Raw genomic sequence first — 14,126 nt, 5'->3', positions numbered from 1 at the left:
GAGCATATGCTCAAGAAGTGAGTAAAAGCTCACATGCGAGCGCGAGTCGTGTCAAGCCTGATTTGCGTGCAATGCATGGCTCAACTGCCGAGCAAAGCGGCGGCGGTGTGTTCGTCGGTGATCAGGCCGTGAATGAGGCGGCCCTTGAGTGCGGCGCGCAACGCCTTGATCTTGCTGGGGCCTCCGGCGATGCAGATCACCGGGTTGTCATTCACGGGCACCCGCGAGCCGACCATGAAATTGTTAACGGGGTGGTCGATATAGCGGCCCTCTGAGTCGAAGATGTGGCCGCAGATCTCTCCGGCCGCTCCGGCCTCCTGCACCGCGTGCAGCTCGTCGGCGGTGATGAACCCGTCGAGATAGAGCGGCGCGTCCTCGGCCATCTGGCCGATCCCCACGATGGTCAGGTCGGCCTGTGCCCCGAGCGCGCGCGAGCTTTTGACGTGGGGCAGGCTGCGGTAGATCTCGAAATGCTCGGCGTCGCGGGCCATCACCGGCACCGACATCGGGTAGTGCGGCGCGCCGGTCTTGTCGGCGATGCGCATGATGACCTCGTAGAACGAGGCCGACCCGTCGGGCGAGACATTGCCGATCAGCGAGACGACCCGGTGCTGGCTGGCGGGGAGCACCTGCATCTCCTCGATCACCGCTCGCAGCATCCGCCCGGTGCCGAGCGCCACGAGCTTGGGTTCGGGGTCGCGAAACACGCGCTCCAGCTCGGGGGCGGCGAAGGGGGCGATGGCGCGCGGCGCATCCTGTCCCGTGCCGATCCCCGGCGCGACACGCACCCGGTCGAGCCCGTACCTGCGGCGCAGCGCGCGCTCGAGCTCAAGGCAATCGGCGATGGGATGGTCGATACGTACCCGCACAAGCCCCTCGGCCATGGCGCGGGCCACCAGACGCTGGGCGCGCTGCCGCGAGATGCCCAGCTCCTGCGCGATCTGGTCCTGTCGCAGGCCGCCCACGTAGTAGAGCCAGCCGGCCCGCGCCGCGATGTCGTCGGTGGATGCCTCGCTGTCGTCAGCCATGCGCCGGTCCCTCCGTCTGTGCCGCCCTGAGAAGCTGCGGGGCAAGATGCGCGAGCTCCGAGAATTTGGCAAATGCTCGATGTGGCACGGCATCCGGCGCCGCGGGGGGCACGATGCCGTCGAAATGGCTGCCGCCGGTGAACTGCCAGACCTGCATTCCCGCCGCGAGCCCGGCGCGGATCCCGGCCAGCGAATCCTCGATCAGCAGGCAGTTCTCCGGCGCGATGCCGGCCTTTTCCGCCGCCCTGAGGGGAAGGTCGGGGGCCGGCTTGCCGCGCGTCACCTCGGCGGCGGTGGTGATGCGGCCGTCGAAGTAGTGCGTGAGGCCCGCGATCTCCATCGACTGCGCCACCCGCGCCGGGCTCGAGCTTGTGGCGATCACGTAGGGCACGCGGAGCGCCCCGAGCGTCTCGATCAGCCCCGGCATCACGCGCAGTCCGCCGCGGAAGGCAGCCACCAGCCGGGCGCGGTAATCGGCCTCGAAGCCTCGGGGCAGGGTGATCGCGAACTCGCGCCGGATCTGCTCGAGCACCACCGGGTAACTGCGGCCGAGAAAATGCTGCGCCACGTAGGGCAGGTCGATGGTGACCCCGTACTCGGCCAGCTCCGCCACGAGCATACGGGCGCTGATGACCTCGCTGTCGACGACAACTCCGTCGAAATCGAAGATGACGAGTTGGATCTCTGACATGTCGCTCCCCTTGCACTCGGTGTAGCCGAGCGCTGCACCGGGCACCAGAGCGCGCGACGCGGACCCCGTGGCGTGCCCGTGACATGGCCCTCTGTTCAGACGCGGCTCAATTGGTTAATAATATCACAATGGTATTTATCTGGACGTATCGCCCCCAACCGGAAACGGATCGCCATGACAGACAGCACCAAGGCGCCGCGCAGCGCATCCGAGACACCTTCGATAGACCCCGCCGAGGTTCAGGAGGCCACGCCAGCACCGTCCCCCGGGGTCGCGGAGGATCTCGCCCTTGTGCCCGATGCGCCCACCGGTGAGGCGCCAGGGGAACTCGACAAGAAAGAGCTGATCGAACGCGTCGTCACACGCTGCGGGATCAAGAAGCGCGATGCCAAGCCCTCGATCGAGGCGGCGCTGGCGATTCTCGGCGAGGCGCTGGCCGAGGGCCGCGACTTGCGACTGGAGCCCTTCGGCAAACTCAAGGTGGGCAAGATCAAGCCCCGCGGCAACAAGCGCGTCGTTCACGCGCGGCTGCTACAGAACGCGGCGGCGCCTTCCGAAGGCTCCGATGGGGCGCCCGAGGCCCTCGAAGACTGAGCCCGGGGGCCTGCCGCCACGACAGCGCGCGGGCGGCATGGATTTCGTCGAAAATCCTGCGAATGCCCTCTTGCACCTCTCGGCGGCTTCTCTTATTAGACCCGCTACCGGGTGATTAGCTCAGTGGTAGAGCGCTTCGTTCACATCGAAGATGTCAGGAGTTCAAATCTCTTATCACCCACCATTCTTCTGAAGGGCGCGCTCTCCGATAGGATCGAGCGCGCCCTTTTTCCGTTCTAGGACTTGGTGTCGCGGGCGGCCTCCCGCCCGATCAGGGCGGTTTCCTCCGCCACCGCGCGGCAGAGCGCATCGCAGCGTGTGGGCGCGCGATAGATCCCCGCAAAAAATGTCAGAATGCGTCGCATGGATTACAGGCCTCCTCGGGGTGCGCGGGGCAATTCGCACCGGGGCTGCTCGGCGGGAAGGCCGAGGTCGCGCGCGAGCGCCGGGTTTCGGCGCAGCTGCGCCAGACGCTTGCGGGCGCGGCGGGCGCGCAACCTGTCGCGCAGCAGCGCGAGCAGGCGCGACCGGATCGGTCGCACGCCGATGATGCGGGTCGGGGTCGACATGGGCTCGTCTCCTTGAAGATTCTCTCGATATCGGCCAGCCTGCTTCCTCAAGCTCACTTGAGGTCAAGCGCTCATGTCTTCATCGCCTTCCCGCCGCGGCGCGCCCGTGCGCCCGAACGATCTCTCGGTCGGAGAGATGGCCACCCGCGCGGGTGTCGCTGTCTCGACACTGCATTTCTACGAATCGGAGGGCCTGATCGAGAGCTGGCGCACGCCCGCCAACCACCGCCGCTACGACCGGCGCGAGCTGCGCCGGGTGGCGGTGATCCGGGTGGCACAGTCGCTGGGCATCCCTCTGGCCGAGATCCGCGCCATGCTGGCGCGCCTGCCGAAGGGCAGGGCGCCCAACAAGGCGGAGTGGCAGGCGGTCTCAGAGGACTGGCGGCACGAGCTCGACGCGCGCATCGCCCGGCTCGAGGCGCTGCGCGACGATCTCGACGGCTGCATCGGCTGTGGCTGCCTGTCGATGGAGACCTGCCCGCTCTACAATCCCGGTGACAGCAAGGGCCGTGAGGGGCCGGGGCCACGCACATGGATCGCGCGTGAGCGCCGGGTGCGCAAAGCGACTTGAACTGCGCCGCGCGCTTGGCTAAACCGCGCGGGCCGGGTGATTAGCTCAGTTGGTAGAGCGCTTCGTTTACACCGAAGATGTCGGGAGTTCGAGTCTCTCATCACCCACCACGAAAATCATTGATATATAAAGATTTTTGATCTGCTGAGGCGCGATTTACGAAGTGCGCCTCAGTTCGCTGAACTCAAGAACCTCCGCCGCGCCCGCCAGATGCTCTGGCATGAACCGCGCATAGGTCTTGTAGGTGATAGCGGTGTTCGAGTGGCCGAGGTACTGCGCGACCGCCTCGATGGGCTGGCCTGCGCTGAGCATCCGCACCGCGACCGTATGCCGGATCTGGTGGATGTTGACGTCCTCGAGCTTCGCGCGATCAAGGGCCGCAGCATAGCCTTTCCGGATCGACTTCACCCGCTTCCCGGCCCACTCCACGACATGATCGGTCAGGCGCGCCTGGTAGGCCGTCTCCAGCGCCGCGCGCGCCATGCGGTTCATCGGAACCACGGCGCGGCCTTTCCGCGTGATGCCGTCGGGCAGGCGGAGATCGATCACGCCGCGGTCAAAGTCGACTCGATTCCATTCCAGATCCAGAACAGCGCCGACCCGGGCACCTGTGGCCAGTAGCAGGATGACGGCGAGCCGGATGTGTGGGGCGCCGCATCCGTCGAGCAGGGCAGTGATCTGCCGATCGGTGAGAGGGCGGACGTCGCTGGCGGGCTTCGGTGGTTGCTCGATGTGGGGTGCCTGGTCGATCAGTCGGACCTTCGCTGCCCAGCGAAGCGCAGATCGGAGGTGGCCGAGTTCGGTGTGAACGCTGCCGACCTTCCGACCTGCCGCCATGCGCTGCGCCATGTAATCACGGCAATCCGCGACGGTGATCTGGTCCGGTCGGAATGCGCCGAAGTGCGCGAGAACTGCTTTTCCGGTGTGGGCCATCGTCTGGGCTGTGGGCTTCGATCCGAGGTGGACGATGTAGGCGGTCCAGATTTGCTCGACGGTCGCGCCGCTCGGCCCGGCTGTTTCCTTCAGGTATCGGTCGCGGCCCTCGGCTTCTGCTTCCGCTCTGGTGCCGCTTTTCAATTGGTAGCGAACGCGATTTCCCGTATTCGGGTCCCTCCAGTAGACGCAAAAACCGCCGCGAAGTCGTCCTATCGTAATCTCAGCCATTCGCCCGCCCGTGATTGATGTGATATCCATGGGCGCGCTCCGCCAAATTTCTCGCTTTTATCGCCTCTTCTTTCTCAATGAACGTTCCGAGGTGTCTTCTTCTTCCTTGTGCGTAGATCTGGGCAACCCAACGGCCAGTGCGAGGCTCGAGGAAAACACCGACACATCCGCTAGTATTGTTAGTTGGGCGCTTCGTGTTCATGTGGTTCTCGATATTCGACACGAGGCGGAGGTTGGCTAGTGCGTTGTCTGTTCGGTTGCCGTTGATGTGGTCGATCTGGTACGAGGCATCCGGCCAGCCACCTTTTGCCAAGCACCAGAGAACGCGATGTGCCGAGTATACCCTCCCGAACAGGCAGCCAACACGATAGCCATGGTTATTTGTAGCCGTGAATGCCTCCTCCCCTGCGAACCTTGCGTTCCATGATCTGTAAGCCCTCAGGCCAGATGGGAACGCTTCTATCGGACGTGTCCGCCAGTACAGCTTGCCTGTCTTGAAGTCTGCCTTTAACAGATCTTTGACCTCATTTGGCGCTAGGTCAGTTCTTGTTGGTTTGCTCACTCTTTCGCCTCCTGACAGGAGCATGTCGAAGGCTTATGACGGGGCCGCTTCCCTGTCGCCTCGTCATCCCAATAGACGCAGTATCCGCCTCGCAGGCGTCCGATGCTGATTGCTGACATTTCTCGTATTCCTCGACGGCCTCCCACGGGATTCGGATCATGCGGCCCACGCGGAAGCCGCGCAAGGAGCCGCGCTTGTAGAGCTGCCGGACGGTCTCCGCGGAGCATTGCCAGCGATCGGCCAGGATCTCAGGGGTGACCGGGCGGGATTGGGTCATGGTCATGCGATCTTCTCCCTAAGCCCCTTATTCACCTTCTGCAGGAGCAGCTGCGCGCCCTTTGCTGAGGTCTGCCCGCCGGTGAGCTTCTGCAGCTGCTGGGCCTCCTCCTTGAGGGTCTCGAAATCCGTCTCGGCCAGAACGCTGTCCAGGCGCGAGAGCTCGCGTCCCGCGTCGAGCATCTTGCCGACCACCGTAGCGGTGGCGTCGATCGCGAAGGCGGTGAGCAGGTTGTTCTGGCCGGGCTGGGCGTCGAGCATGGTTTCGAGCGTGGTGAAGACCACGCCTCGGCCGAGGCGCTTCTGCAGCTTCTCTAGTGTGCTAACCGCGCGCGTCTCTTTGTGTCGGATCCCGGCGCCGGCCGGAACGTCGGTGCTGATCTCGAGCTCCTTCAGCATCTCGTCGACGGCGATGGCAACCACGTCGCCGGAAGCGACCCGGGCGCGGAATTTGTCGATCGCGGCCACTGAGGTGCGAACCGAGTTGATGCCGACGAAATCCTTGGCTTGGGCGGCGAGATCTCCGCGCGCGATCACGGCAGGTACGGCGTCGGCCCCAATCAGCGTGGCGGCGAGGGCGCGGTGCTGGCCATCGATGATGGCATAGAGCCCCTCATGCACCTCGGTCACGGCGATCGCACCGAACTTCGACCAGGAGAAGTCGCTCACGATCTTGCGGATGCGCGAGCGTGAGCCATCGCTGGTTCGGCGCTGGTATCGCCTATCCACCGTGAGTGCCGACACGGGGATGAACTCCAGGCGAATGGCTTCCCCGGCTGGCGGGGCCTCCGGGCCTTGTGGCTTCCCAATGCGGGCGAGTTCGGGGCTCTCGATGATCGGTTCAAGGTCGGGCAGGGGCATGGCTCACTCCATCCCCAGAGCGGCTTTGTACATCTCGAGCACGGCCTCTTCCTCGGCGATGTCTTCCTTGTCGCGCTTGCGCAGCGCGATCACCTTGCGCAGCACCTTGACGTCGTAGCCGCGGCCTTTCGCCTCGGCCATGACTTCCTTCTGCTGGTCGGCGATCTCTTTCTTCTCGGCCTCGAGACGCTCAAAGCGCTCGACGAAGCTCCGAAGTTCGCCGGCGGCCACGCCGTATGCGCTTGTTGCGGCCTGTTCGAAGTCCGGGTCGGATTTCATGGGCGGGGCACCACGCTTCTTCTTCCTGGCTTCGTCGGCCCGGCGCATCTCGGTTGCCGCGGTGTTTGCGATTTCGTCCAGCATTTCATCTCTCCGTTCAAAGGCGCATGGGCATGATGACCCAGAGCGCGTCGGGGTCATCCGATTGGATCGTTGCCGGATCACCGGGGCTCATGGTGGCAAGCGTGAAAGTTGGCGTAACAGCCCCCTGGTCGCGCAAGTAGTTGAGGTTGAAACCTGCGCACTGGTGCGTGCAGCCCTCCTCTCGACTGGCTTGCAGGGGCATCGTGATTGAGGTGCCATCTGTAATGCTCGGGCCTCGAGCGCTGATTTTTCCCTCCTCGAAGTTCATTTCCGCGACTGGCCGGTAGTTGTTGTTCATGGCCTTTGCCGCCTTATGCATCCGGCGAAGTGCGCTGCCGCTCAGGTGCGCCACTAGAGCCTTGCTCTGAGGGGGGATGACACGTGTGTAATCTGGATATGTGCCGTCGATCGTCTTCGCGCGAAGTGAAACGCCGGCGACCTCAGCGGAGAGGAAGGTCTTCGCGAACCTGAAGGTGACGGGTTCGTTGCAACCCTTCTCGATGATCAGGCTGAGGAGGTCTGCGGTCTTGGTGGCAACGATCAGGCCCGGACTGCCGGTGCTGCTGAAGTCGACCTCGGCCTCTGAATCGATCACCGCCATGCGATGTCCGTCCGTCGACACCGCGCGCAGAGAGATCTCCTCCGGCCTGTTGGTGAGGTAAATGCCAGTCAGGTAATAGCGCGTCAGCTCAGTGCTCACGCAGTGTCTGCTCAGGCTGAGAAGCCGTTCGACTTGATCTTGGCTGAGGCTCAGGTGTGCGGTGCCGCGTTGAAGGCTCTCCGGCGCCTCAAGCCGAGGGAAATCCTCCACCGGCATATGGACATTCAGCCGGATCAGCGTTTCGCCGTCGGTAAGAATGATCGTATCTGCGCTGCTCACGCCGCGCCTCGGGTCATTCGCTGTGATCGATACCGTGATGGCGCCCGATGCAATGGAGGTGAGCCCGGCGAGCACGGATTTCCCGACCATGAAAGTTGCATCGCCTGTGGTCTCCGCCTCAAGCTCCATGGTCAGGGCGTTGTCCAGATCTGTGGCCTCAAGGGTGACCCTGTTGGATGCGATCGTGATCTTGACGTAAGACAGCACCGGGATGGTGTTTCTGAGCTCAACGACCTTGTTAAGGATTCTGGTGGCGCGCTTGAGGGCGTCGATCTGGATCGTCGCACTCGCCTTTGTCGCTGTCATTTCCTTGCGATGGTGGAGCATGAGGCCCTCCGTCTGATGAGTGGCCCCCTGCCGCGCGCACCGGCCAAGATATGTGCGGCAGGGGGATGCGGGCGGGATGCCCGGCATTCGGTTATCGGTGGGTCGCAATCCGCCCCGTCCAGGCGTCGAACTCGGTGTTCAGCACTCTGAAGCGGGCGCGGGCCTTCTCGTTCGAGTCGAGCTCGCGGCGGCTCTCGATGCGGCAGAAGCTGCGCAGGAACTCGGCGGCGGCTCTGGTGCAGAACTGGCCATCCTCGAAGCCCGATCGGGCCGCGGCGAAGCGCTGGAAGCGCGCGTCGTTGCAGAGGATGCCGGCGCGCTGCGCGAGCGGGGTGTCAGAAGCTGTCATGCTCGCCTCCGGCGCTGGCCATCTCTCCGATCAGGACAGCGGCGAGCTTGCGCGCCGAGACGACCTCTTCGGGCGCGTGCGACAGCGCGATCACCGTGCTGCAGGCCTCGAGCATCACGTCGTCCGGGATCTCGCCAAGCTGCCAGCCGGGCAGGGCCAGAAGCTGCCGAGCATACCACAGGTGGTCGCCCGGCAGCGGGACAGGCGCGGGTCCGTGAGTGATGGTGGGCGCTGTCATTCGAAAAGCCCGGGGGCGCGGTGGACCATCTGGTAGGCCTCGAAAACGATCCATACCCAGACCAGCAGGATTGCGAGCGCGACGACGAGTGTCGGGCGCCAGGTGAGATCATCGCCGGTCTCCGGCTCGAAGGTTTGGCACATGCGTCCGGTATGGGCGGGGTCGATCGGGGGCGAGGCCTCGACTGGACCGTCGAGGCGAACCAGCGCATCCGTGTGCATCTGGATCTCGAGGCTGCCGCTGGTTGGTCCGAGGGCAATGCTGGGGTTGCTCATGCCGCGTCTCCGCCGCGAGCGAGCTTTGCCACCGCCGCGCGGATCGCCGGCATGGCGTGCAAACGGCCAACCTCAACCTCTGTCAGTGCCGGCGCAGGCGGCAGCGGATCGGGGTCGGTTTCCGTGACAACGTGAATGAAAGTAGGGCGCCCGGAGATACGAGCTTCGAGATCATGCAGTCGATTTCCTGCTTCGTTGCAAATCGGGTGTCCCTGACGCTGCTTCGCATGAAACCAGAAGTCTTGGCGGGTCACTCGATCGGCGGCGGCGGCTTCCGGGTCTGTCAGGAAGGCCGCCTCTTCGGGGAGAACGTACTTGTTCGGCATGGTTGCCTCCGTTGATTGATAGCCTGACGATAATCTAGTAAATTTAGATTTTCAATCCGCGTTGGAAAATTTTCTAGATTTTTGCTGACCATCAACGCCGGGGAAGTGCGTGCCTCTGCCTCGGTAGCTTGCTAACGTGCCTTCGAAGGCGTCAGGTCGTGGTGAGATTTATGGAAAACTGGACACGGCATCTGGCCATGGCTCGCTACCTCGCGGCCATCATGGCTGCTGGATACGATGTGAAGGTGTGCACGGACTTTGAGCGGATCCCTGATTTGGCATTGCTCAGCGGTCGGGATTTCCAGATGCCTCAATTCGATATTGGGCGAACGGACCTGACCGCCGGTCGCGCCTTTTGGCTCTTCCTGATTCACCGTGGCGAGGCTGTCGGTGGGGCGGCAGTGCAGCTTCAGGACTTGGGGGGTGAGCCTCTTGATCGCTATTTGCTGCGTACCGCAAGCCATCAATTTCCGCGACAGGACGGGCCGACACTTAAGTCGGTCGCGCAACCCTTAAGCGCAATTACCGGGCGCATTGCCTACATCGGAGAACTGCGGTTCGCGACCGGCCATCGGGGGCGAAGGGAAGTTCTTCAGAACTTCATGCGGCTGTTGCAGTGCATGGCGGTGGTGGAGTGGCGCGTGGCGTGGTCATACGCATTCATACCAGAGCGGCACATGCGCGCGAGGCTCGATCTGGTTTACGGCTTCACTCGCGCTTTACCTTCTGCGCAAGTCTGGGCATCTCCAGTTCCAGCGGTTCGTTCGTCGTCAGAGTGGTTTGTTGGTGCTTCGCGAGAGGAGCTCGATCACATTTTTTCTCTAGACGCGAAGGTCTTGTGAAAAGTTCATGATCAGCTTCTTCCCCGCCTCGTTCACGACCGGGGCTAGGACCCTGCGATAGCGTCTGATGCAGCGCTCTCCGTTTGGTAGGGTCTGGTCGATCGCGGTGTGCGACAGGATTGGCTCCCCGGCGCGAAACGCTTGAAGATGTGCTTCGATAAGCGCGTCGTTATACTCACCGCTAAACCCTTCCAAGGTCTTGGAAAGCTGCGCTGCGTCAGTCACGTGAAATGCGACGCTGGCTAGGCTGTTTGGTCCCGATTTGAGCGGTTGTATCGTGCGAGCTGCACTTTGGGGTGGCTCGAATAGGTCGACGTTCAGCTTCACGGAATCCCAGTTCTCAAGGCGTCCGCCGTGGGCGTGCCACCAGTCAAGAAAGCTCTCCAGCCCTATCGTGGGTTGGTAGATCTTTGCGGTGTCACCGAGTTCGAGGGCGAGTGACAGTATGCGCCTGGCGGCCTCTTGTTCGCGAACTGATGGGGGTGTTCGTGCAAGGTCGTCGAGGCTTACGCCTAGAGTGAGCGAGAGGCTGGCGACGTCCTCAAAGCGCATGCTGCTGCCGTTCGATAATGCGCCGTGAAGGCGCGTGTAAGGAATGTTCGCTGACTTTGCGACATCCCTCATCGATCGACCCGAAGCTTCGATAAGGCACTTAATCTGCGTGTGTATCGACATGCTACATCCAGAAAACTGTATACATCCCATTCTGAATTGCATGGATGACGCGAAAGAGCAACAGTCCCCTCTTGGTTGAGTGAGTTATCGGAGGGGAAAGTGCTTACAGAGGGAAATCTGGATGATGTGATCGAGGCCGCGCGCATGAGCGGCGTTCCGATCGATGTTCTCGTTCACTTGCTGGACGGTCTCGATGAGACCGCCTCTGCTAAGCTGTTGGGCAATGTGTCAACTCTGCCCAGGTATATGAAATCTAAAGATATTCCATACCGCGCTTGCAGCTTCATCGCTCCATCCACCGAGACGCGCCCACTTCCGCGCTCCCACTGCGAGTAGGACTTCGGGGACACGTCTGCCTGCTCGGCGAACTCTTTCGAGCCGAGGTCGTAGAATTTTCGGACAGCCTTCAGGCGTTTGCCGATGTCCGCGAAGCGGTATGACGCGTTTTCGTTCATGCGCGCATTATCCAGTCTAAAAAATTTTACATCCATCTAAGTATCGCGCCATTGACGAAATCTAGAAAATCTGGATTTTATGACTGCATGCAGAGATGGACAGTCAGAGAACTCTTCGATCATTTGGGCCGCCCGAGGGTGCGAGAGGCGCTCTTTGGCCCGTTTGAGGGTAACGAATCCGAGGCGAAGGGTTTCAAAACCGTCGCCCTCTACGCTGCGAAAGGGGCGATCCCGGCCGCGTGGTTTGAGGTAATCGACAGGCTCTGCAAAGAGGAGGGAATTCAGACCCCGCGGTATCTCTTCAGCTTTAAGCGGCCCGATGGCAGTGCAGACGGGAGGAATGCAGCGTGAGCGAGTTTCCGAAGCTTGTGGTGTCAAATGGCGCATGTCTGAACGCTGCGCTGGAACAGCCTGCATCGTCGTGGACCAAAACTTTGGATCGGCGCCGTGTCAGAGTAATTTCGGCCGAGCTCTGGTCGGATTTCCTCCGTCGGAACTTTCGCAACCAAGAGGCAGTGGCGGCATTCTTTGAGGTTCGGTTTCAGACGGCTTGCAACTGGTGGCTCGCAACCAACCGGCCGTCTGCCGACAAGATCATGATCGCCGTTCTCGAGCTACCCGGGTTCCTAGAACATCTGGAGAGCTATATCGAAGTCAATGGGCGCAAGGCGGCATGAGCTTCGAGAGCGATCTCCTCGGCCGCCCGCCGATGATGCGCCCGTTCGAGCGCGCCCCGCGTGAGGACCGCAGGCCGCTGCCGCGCGAAACCCGCGACGGCGTGACCATCGCGCATGTCCCGCGCGTCGGGACCACCAGCGCTGTCGGTCTTACCGCGCCGATCACGATGCCGACGGCGCCGTGGGAGGTCTCGGCGTGACGCGCTCGCTTCAGAATTCGAATGCCCGACCTGTTCGGGCCTGCCTGGCGGGGGTCCAACCTCGCCAACTGGTGCGCGGGGCTGTCCCCGAGCTGGTTGTCTCCTCCCCAGATGTCAGCATGTCCTGCGCACCCTTTTTCATCCCGAGCGCCGCGGGGCCCCGGCGCACCTCCCTGTTGAACCTTGCCCCGGTGTCGCTTTCGGCGCCGGGGTCTTTCGTCGGGGTTATGTGACGTGTCAGGGGGCCACGACCTCGGCGCCGCCTGCCGCGCGCTCTGGGCGGCCGTGCTTGAGCGCGCCTGGTCGGACAGCTTCGGCGCGCGCAGCTACTCAAGCTGGAAGGGAACCGAGGCGCTGGCGGTCGAGCAGGCCCGGCAGTGGATGGGTTCCGATGATTTCGCGACGGTCTGCCTGTTGGCGGGCCTCGATCCGGCGGCGGTCTATGGCCGATGGCGCCGGGCAATTCAGGAAAGGAGCAACGCTCATGGCCGAAAGCTGGTCAGAACAGCAGCAGCGCCACGCGCGAGAGCGGGTTGAACTACTGCGCACCATCCTGCTGGATTCGGATGCTGAGGCTTGCAGTGCGGCGGTTACCGCGTCCGATCTGCTCGAGCTTCTTTGCGAGGAGGTGGCGGCGCGCCACCGCGTTTCGAGCGAGGACATGCGCGGGCACTGCCGCCGCTCGGCGCTCGTCGAGGCGCGTCGCGAGGCCTATGAGTTGATGCTCCGGGCGGAGTTCTCGGCCTCAGAGGTCGCGCGGTTCTTCCGCCGCGACCACACCACCATCCTCTTCGCTATGCGGGGTGCCAAGGGCGCGGCGCAGCGCCGGTCTCAACTGGTAGCCGCGACGGTCGGCGCGCTGGGGGCCACATGAGCGGCTCGGGCGCAAAGAGGGTGCCGATCGTGCACTCGGTTAAGACGAAGTTTGGGCATCTGGATCTTCGGATGAACCAGCTCGAATGCGGCACGCGCGGATGGTCTCTGCGTCCGAGTGGGTTCGATGAGGCGGAGGCGCTTCCGATCGTGAATGGAACGCTCGACGGGCGCGCCGCCGTGTCTTTTCTGGCCGACCTCGAGGTCGCCGCGGCGCTGCTTCGGGGCTTCATCGAGGATGTCGGGGGTGCGGAATGAGCGGCGCCCCGGGGCCGCGCGCGCGGCTTGTGACGATCGCGACGGCTGTCGCCCTGTTCCGCGGCGGCATGGATCTGTGCCCGGACCTGTTGGTGCGGCTCGACGCCGTTCTGCGGTCGATGGGCGGCGGACCGGATGATGATCTGAGCGAGATCGCGGGCGCCGGTCGCGCGATGTGCGATGCGCGCCTCGATGGCGACGTGGCGGCTTTCGACGATGCCAAGATGCGCTTGTGGCGTGAGCTGGCCCGATACTGGGCCGGTCGCGCGCTGGGGATGTCGGCAACGAATTGAGTGCCCGCCGCAGTGCGGGCGGCGCGGGGAGGTCTGCGCAAATACCTGAAGGTGAGGGACGAAATGGAGACGACGAAGGTCTCGGACACATGGTGGTATCCGCTTCGCTACGGCGACACGCTGTCGAACCACGACTGGATTCCGCTCTACATCAACCGGCTGCTGACCTCGCGGTTCGTGGCTCATGCGATTGCGGAAGGCCGGCGGGCCGATCTCGGCACGGCTCTCCTGCTCTGGGCAGAGAGCTTCAAGCAGGACCCGGCGGGAACGCTCCCGGATGACGACATCCAGCTCGCGCAGATCGCGCGGTTCGGTGCTGACCTGGATGGCTGGCGGGCAGCGCGAGCCGGGGCGCTCTACGGGTGGCGCTCGGCGGAGATCGAGGGTGAGGAGCCGGGCCGCACGGCGCGCCTTGCACACCCTGTCATCGCCGAGATCGCCTTCGACATGCACAAGCGGAAGAAGGGCCGGGATCAGGCGCGCGCCGCGAGTCGAATGTCGAGCCTGCGGAGCCGCGTGAGGGCCAAGCTGCACTCGATGAAATACCCGAAGCACATCTGGGACAGCCGGCAGATCGTCGAGACCGTCGCCGACTTCCTCGATCAGGCGGGGCTCTACTGCACCGACGAGAACCTGCGGATCGCCATGGCCGATGCTGTCGGCATTCCTCGCGAGGTCACCACATTGCGCAGCGCCGGAGGTGCCGATGGCGATCTGTGATCCGAGTGTGACAGCGTGTGACGGTCACAGTGATGTCACTGTGACGGCACAGTGCGTCA

25 protein-coding genes and 2 tRNA genes are annotated in these 14,126 nt (G+C 63.4%); 11 read left to right on the top strand and 16 right to left on the bottom strand.

Annotated features, from left to right (window positions below):
• Positions 1–80: 80 nt before the first annotated feature.
• Positions 81–1,028 carry a sugar-binding transcriptional regulator gene (locus LCM15_RS14075; protein WP_224857446.1) on the bottom strand — a complete coding sequence of 316 codons (948 nt, stop codon included), beginning with the start codon at positions 1,026–1,028 and terminating at the stop codon, positions 81–83.
• Entirely contained in the window at positions 1,021–1,719 is a 699-nt protein-coding gene (locus LCM15_RS14070; protein ID WP_224857444.1) for an HAD family hydrolase, read from the bottom strand. The genes LCM15_RS14075 and LCM15_RS14070 overlap by 8 nt, the downstream gene beginning before the upstream one ends.
• Before the next feature lie 174 nt (positions 1,720–1,893).
• On the opposite strand from LCM15_RS14070, the gene LCM15_RS14065 reads away from it, so the two are divergent.
• Together LCM15_RS14065 and LCM15_RS14060 are read left to right on the top strand one after the other, a co-directional pair.
• Positions 1,894–2,313, top strand: coding sequence for an HU family DNA-binding protein (locus tag LCM15_RS14065; RefSeq protein WP_224857442.1), 420 nt, complete (start codon positions 1,894–1,896; stop codon positions 2,311–2,313).
• 109 nt (positions 2,314–2,422) lie between these two features.
• Positions 2,423–2,497: transfer RNA gene (locus tag LCM15_RS14060), tRNA-Val, on the top strand.
• A 52-nt stretch (positions 2,498–2,549) separates the two neighbouring features.
• Here LCM15_RS14060 and LCM15_RS22785 read toward each other — a convergent pair.
• Entirely contained in the window at positions 2,550–2,678 is a 129-nt protein-coding gene (locus tag LCM15_RS22785) for a hypothetical protein (protein ID WP_263619659.1), read from the bottom strand.
• A gap of 3 nt (positions 2,679–2,681) precedes the next feature.
• Complete coding sequence (locus LCM15_RS14055) at positions 2,682–2,882, bottom strand: hypothetical protein (RefSeq protein WP_224857440.1); 201 nt, start codon at positions 2,880–2,882, stop codon at positions 2,682–2,684.
• A 106-nt stretch (positions 2,883–2,988) separates the two neighbouring features.
• On the opposite strand from LCM15_RS14055, the gene soxR reads away from it, so the two are divergent.
• On the top strand, positions 2,989–3,453 hold the full coding sequence (soxR, locus tag LCM15_RS14050) for a redox-sensitive transcriptional activator SoxR (RefSeq protein ID WP_318246064.1): 465 nt from the start codon (positions 2,989–2,991) through the stop codon (positions 3,451–3,453).
• A gap of 34 nt (positions 3,454–3,487) precedes the next feature.
• Positions 3,488–3,563 (top strand) — tRNA-Val (locus LCM15_RS14045).
• A 46-nt stretch (positions 3,564–3,609) separates the two neighbouring features.
• Here LCM15_RS14045 and LCM15_RS14040 read toward each other — a convergent pair.
• From LCM15_RS14040 to LCM15_RS13995, 10 genes are all read right to left on the bottom strand, one after another.
• A complete protein-coding gene (locus tag LCM15_RS14040) occupies positions 3,610–4,647 on the bottom strand; it encodes a tyrosine-type recombinase/integrase (RefSeq protein ID WP_224857438.1) in 1,038 nt (345 codons plus the stop codon).
• Positions 4,610–5,203, bottom strand: coding sequence for an HNH endonuclease (locus LCM15_RS22895; protein WP_224857436.1), 594 nt, complete (start codon positions 5,201–5,203; stop codon positions 4,610–4,612). Before LCM15_RS22895 ends, LCM15_RS14040 begins: the two co-directional genes overlap by 38 nt.
• Entirely contained in the window at positions 5,157–5,462 is a 306-nt protein-coding gene (locus LCM15_RS14030) for an excisionase family DNA-binding protein (RefSeq protein ID WP_224857434.1), read from the bottom strand. Before LCM15_RS14030 ends, LCM15_RS22895 begins: the two co-directional genes overlap by 47 nt.
• Positions 5,459–6,316, bottom strand: a complete 858-nt coding sequence (locus tag LCM15_RS14025; protein WP_224857432.1) for a ParB N-terminal domain-containing protein — start codon at positions 6,314–6,316, stop codon at positions 5,459–5,461. The genes LCM15_RS14030 and LCM15_RS14025 overlap by 4 nt, the downstream gene beginning before the upstream one ends.
• 3 nt (positions 6,317–6,319) lie before the next feature.
• Positions 6,320–6,595 (bottom strand): DUF2312 domain-containing protein, encoded by a 276-nt coding sequence (locus LCM15_RS14020; protein WP_224857673.1) that lies wholly within the window; start codon positions 6,593–6,595, stop codon positions 6,320–6,322.
• 97 nt (positions 6,596–6,692) lie between these two features.
• Entirely contained in the window at positions 6,693–7,886 is a 1,194-nt protein-coding gene (locus tag LCM15_RS14015; RefSeq protein WP_224857430.1) for a DNA polymerase III subunit beta, read from the bottom strand.
• Between the two features lie 91 nt (positions 7,887–7,977).
• Positions 7,978–8,235 carry a hypothetical protein gene (locus tag LCM15_RS14010; RefSeq protein ID WP_224857427.1) on the bottom strand — a complete coding sequence of 86 codons (258 nt, stop codon included), beginning with the start codon at positions 8,233–8,235 and terminating at the stop codon, positions 7,978–7,980.
• Entirely contained in the window at positions 8,222–8,473 is a 252-nt protein-coding gene (locus LCM15_RS14005; protein ID WP_224857425.1) for a hypothetical protein, read from the bottom strand. Before LCM15_RS14005 ends, LCM15_RS14010 begins: the two co-directional genes overlap by 14 nt.
• A complete protein-coding gene (locus LCM15_RS14000; RefSeq protein WP_224857422.1) occupies positions 8,470–8,748 on the bottom strand; it encodes a hypothetical protein in 279 nt (92 codons plus the stop codon). Before LCM15_RS14000 ends, LCM15_RS14005 begins: the two co-directional genes overlap by 4 nt.
• Entirely contained in the window at positions 8,745–9,074 is a 330-nt protein-coding gene (locus tag LCM15_RS13995) for a hypothetical protein (RefSeq protein WP_224857421.1), read from the bottom strand. The genes LCM15_RS14000 and LCM15_RS13995 overlap by 4 nt, the downstream gene beginning before the upstream one ends.
• A gap of 170 nt (positions 9,075–9,244) precedes the next feature.
• On the opposite strand from LCM15_RS13995, the gene LCM15_RS13990 reads away from it, so the two are divergent.
• Entirely contained in the window at positions 9,245–9,916 is a 672-nt protein-coding gene (locus LCM15_RS13990; protein WP_224857419.1) for a hypothetical protein, read from the top strand.
• On the opposite strand, the gene LCM15_RS13985 is transcribed toward LCM15_RS13990, so the two are convergent.
• Together LCM15_RS13985 and LCM15_RS22890 are read right to left on the bottom strand one after the other, a co-directional pair.
• The gene (locus LCM15_RS13985) at positions 9,896–10,591 is read right to left on the bottom strand and encodes a hypothetical protein (protein WP_224857417.1); all 696 of its coding nucleotides are present in this window, start codon (positions 10,589–10,591) and stop codon (positions 9,896–9,898) included. The genes LCM15_RS13990 and LCM15_RS13985 overlap by 21 nt on opposite strands.
• 173 nt (positions 10,592–10,764) lie before the next feature.
• Complete coding sequence (locus LCM15_RS22890; RefSeq protein ID WP_224857416.1) at positions 10,765–11,046, bottom strand: helix-turn-helix domain-containing protein; 282 nt, start codon at positions 11,044–11,046, stop codon at positions 10,765–10,767.
• Positions 11,047–11,393: 347 nt separating this feature from the next.
• Here LCM15_RS22890 and LCM15_RS13975 point away from each other — a divergent pair, with 347 nt between their 5' ends.
• From LCM15_RS13975 to LCM15_RS13950, 6 genes are all read left to right on the top strand, one after another.
• Positions 11,394–11,723, top strand: coding sequence for a hypothetical protein (locus LCM15_RS13975; RefSeq protein ID WP_224857415.1), 330 nt, complete (start codon positions 11,394–11,396; stop codon positions 11,721–11,723).
• Entirely contained in the window at positions 11,720–11,923 is a 204-nt protein-coding gene (locus LCM15_RS13970; protein WP_224857414.1) for a hypothetical protein, read from the top strand. The genes LCM15_RS13975 and LCM15_RS13970 overlap by 4 nt, the downstream gene beginning before the upstream one ends.
• Positions 11,924–12,407: 484 nt before the next feature.
• On the top strand, positions 12,408–12,797 hold the full coding sequence (locus tag LCM15_RS13965; protein ID WP_224857413.1) for a helix-turn-helix domain-containing protein: 390 nt from the start codon (positions 12,408–12,410) through the stop codon (positions 12,795–12,797).
• A gap of 71 nt (positions 12,798–12,868) precedes the next feature.
• Positions 12,869–13,054: a hypothetical protein gene (locus LCM15_RS13960; protein WP_224857412.1), complete on the top strand. Its 186-nt coding sequence runs from the start codon at positions 12,869–12,871 to the stop codon at positions 13,052–13,054.
• The gene (locus LCM15_RS13955) at positions 13,051–13,347 is read left to right on the top strand and encodes a hypothetical protein (RefSeq protein WP_224857411.1); all 297 of its coding nucleotides are present in this window, start codon (positions 13,051–13,053) and stop codon (positions 13,345–13,347) included. Before LCM15_RS13960 ends, LCM15_RS13955 begins: the two co-directional genes overlap by 4 nt.
• 63 nt (positions 13,348–13,410) lie before the next feature.
• Positions 13,411–14,067 carry a DUF1376 domain-containing protein gene (locus tag LCM15_RS13950; protein ID WP_224857410.1) on the top strand — a complete coding sequence of 219 codons (657 nt, stop codon included), beginning with the start codon at positions 13,411–13,413 and terminating at the stop codon, positions 14,065–14,067.
• The last annotated feature ends 59 nt before the right edge of the window (positions 14,068–14,126 follow it).

It is taken from the genome of Salipiger bermudensis, assembly GCF_020171625.1.
Classification (GTDB): domain Bacteria; phylum Pseudomonadota; class Alphaproteobacteria; order Rhodobacterales; family Rhodobacteraceae; genus Salipiger; species Salipiger bermudensis_B.
This window is presented reverse-complemented; position numbering and strand designations above follow the sequence as displayed.

Excerpts from the sequence above, each read along its gene's own strand:
- LCM15_RS14075 (WP_224857446.1), bottom strand. The coding sequence starts at position 1,028 with ATGGCTGACGACAGCGAGGCATCCACCGACGACATCGCGGCGCGGGCC.
- LCM15_RS14070 (WP_224857444.1), bottom strand. The coding sequence starts at position 1,719 with ATGTCAGAGATCCAACTCGTCATCTTCGATTTCGACGGAGTTGTCGTC.
- LCM15_RS14065 (WP_224857442.1), top strand. The coding sequence starts at position 1,894 with ATGACAGACAGCACCAAGGCGCCGCGCAGCGCATCCGAGACACCTTCG.
- LCM15_RS22785 (WP_263619659.1), bottom strand. The coding sequence starts at position 2,678 with ATGCGACGCATTCTGACATTTTTTGCGGGGATCTATCGCGCGCCCACA.
- LCM15_RS14055 (WP_224857440.1), bottom strand. The coding sequence starts at position 2,882 with ATGTCGACCCCGACCCGCATCATCGGCGTGCGACCGATCCGGTCGCGC.
- LCM15_RS14040 (WP_224857438.1), bottom strand. The coding sequence starts at position 4,647 with ATGGATATCACATCAATCACGGGCGGGCGAATGGCTGAGATTACGATA.
- LCM15_RS22895 (WP_224857436.1), bottom strand. The coding sequence starts at position 5,203 with ATGCTCCTGTCAGGAGGCGAAAGAGTGAGCAAACCAACAAGAACTGAC.
- LCM15_RS14030 (WP_224857434.1), bottom strand. The coding sequence starts at position 5,462 with ATGACCATGACCCAATCCCGCCCGGTCACCCCTGAGATCCTGGCCGAT.
- LCM15_RS14025 (WP_224857432.1), bottom strand. The coding sequence starts at position 6,316 with ATGCCCCTGCCCGACCTTGAACCGATCATCGAGAGCCCCGAACTCGCC.
- LCM15_RS14020 (WP_224857673.1), bottom strand. The coding sequence starts at position 6,595 with ATGAAATCCGACCCGGACTTCGAACAGGCCGCAACAAGCGCATACGGC.
- LCM15_RS14015 (WP_224857430.1), bottom strand. The coding sequence starts at position 7,886 with ATGCTCCACCATCGCAAGGAAATGACAGCGACAAAGGCGAGTGCGACG.
- LCM15_RS14010 (WP_224857427.1), bottom strand. The coding sequence starts at position 8,235 with ATGACAGCTTCTGACACCCCGCTCGCGCAGCGCGCCGGCATCCTCTGC.
- LCM15_RS14005 (WP_224857425.1), bottom strand. The coding sequence starts at position 8,473 with ATGACAGCGCCCACCATCACTCACGGACCCGCGCCTGTCCCGCTGCCG.
- LCM15_RS14000 (WP_224857422.1), bottom strand. The coding sequence starts at position 8,748 with ATGAGCAACCCCAGCATTGCCCTCGGACCAACCAGCGGCAGCCTCGAG.
- LCM15_RS13995 (WP_224857421.1), bottom strand. The coding sequence starts at position 9,074 with ATGCCGAACAAGTACGTTCTCCCCGAAGAGGCGGCCTTCCTGACAGAC.
- LCM15_RS13990 (WP_224857419.1), top strand. The coding sequence starts at position 9,245 with ATGGAAAACTGGACACGGCATCTGGCCATGGCTCGCTACCTCGCGGCC.
- LCM15_RS13985 (WP_224857417.1), bottom strand. The coding sequence starts at position 10,591 with ATGTCGATACACACGCAGATTAAGTGCCTTATCGAAGCTTCGGGTCGA.
- LCM15_RS22890 (WP_224857416.1), bottom strand. The coding sequence starts at position 11,046 with ATGAACGAAAACGCGTCATACCGCTTCGCGGACATCGGCAAACGCCTG.
- LCM15_RS13970 (WP_224857414.1), top strand. The coding sequence starts at position 11,720 with ATGAGCTTCGAGAGCGATCTCCTCGGCCGCCCGCCGATGATGCGCCCG.
- LCM15_RS13965 (WP_224857413.1), top strand. The coding sequence starts at position 12,408 with ATGGCCGAAAGCTGGTCAGAACAGCAGCAGCGCCACGCGCGAGAGCGG.
- LCM15_RS13960 (WP_224857412.1), top strand. The coding sequence starts at position 12,869 with ATGAACCAGCTCGAATGCGGCACGCGCGGATGGTCTCTGCGTCCGAGT.
- LCM15_RS13955 (WP_224857411.1), top strand. The coding sequence starts at position 13,051 with ATGAGCGGCGCCCCGGGGCCGCGCGCGCGGCTTGTGACGATCGCGACG.
- LCM15_RS13950 (WP_224857410.1), top strand. The coding sequence starts at position 13,411 with ATGGAGACGACGAAGGTCTCGGACACATGGTGGTATCCGCTTCGCTAC.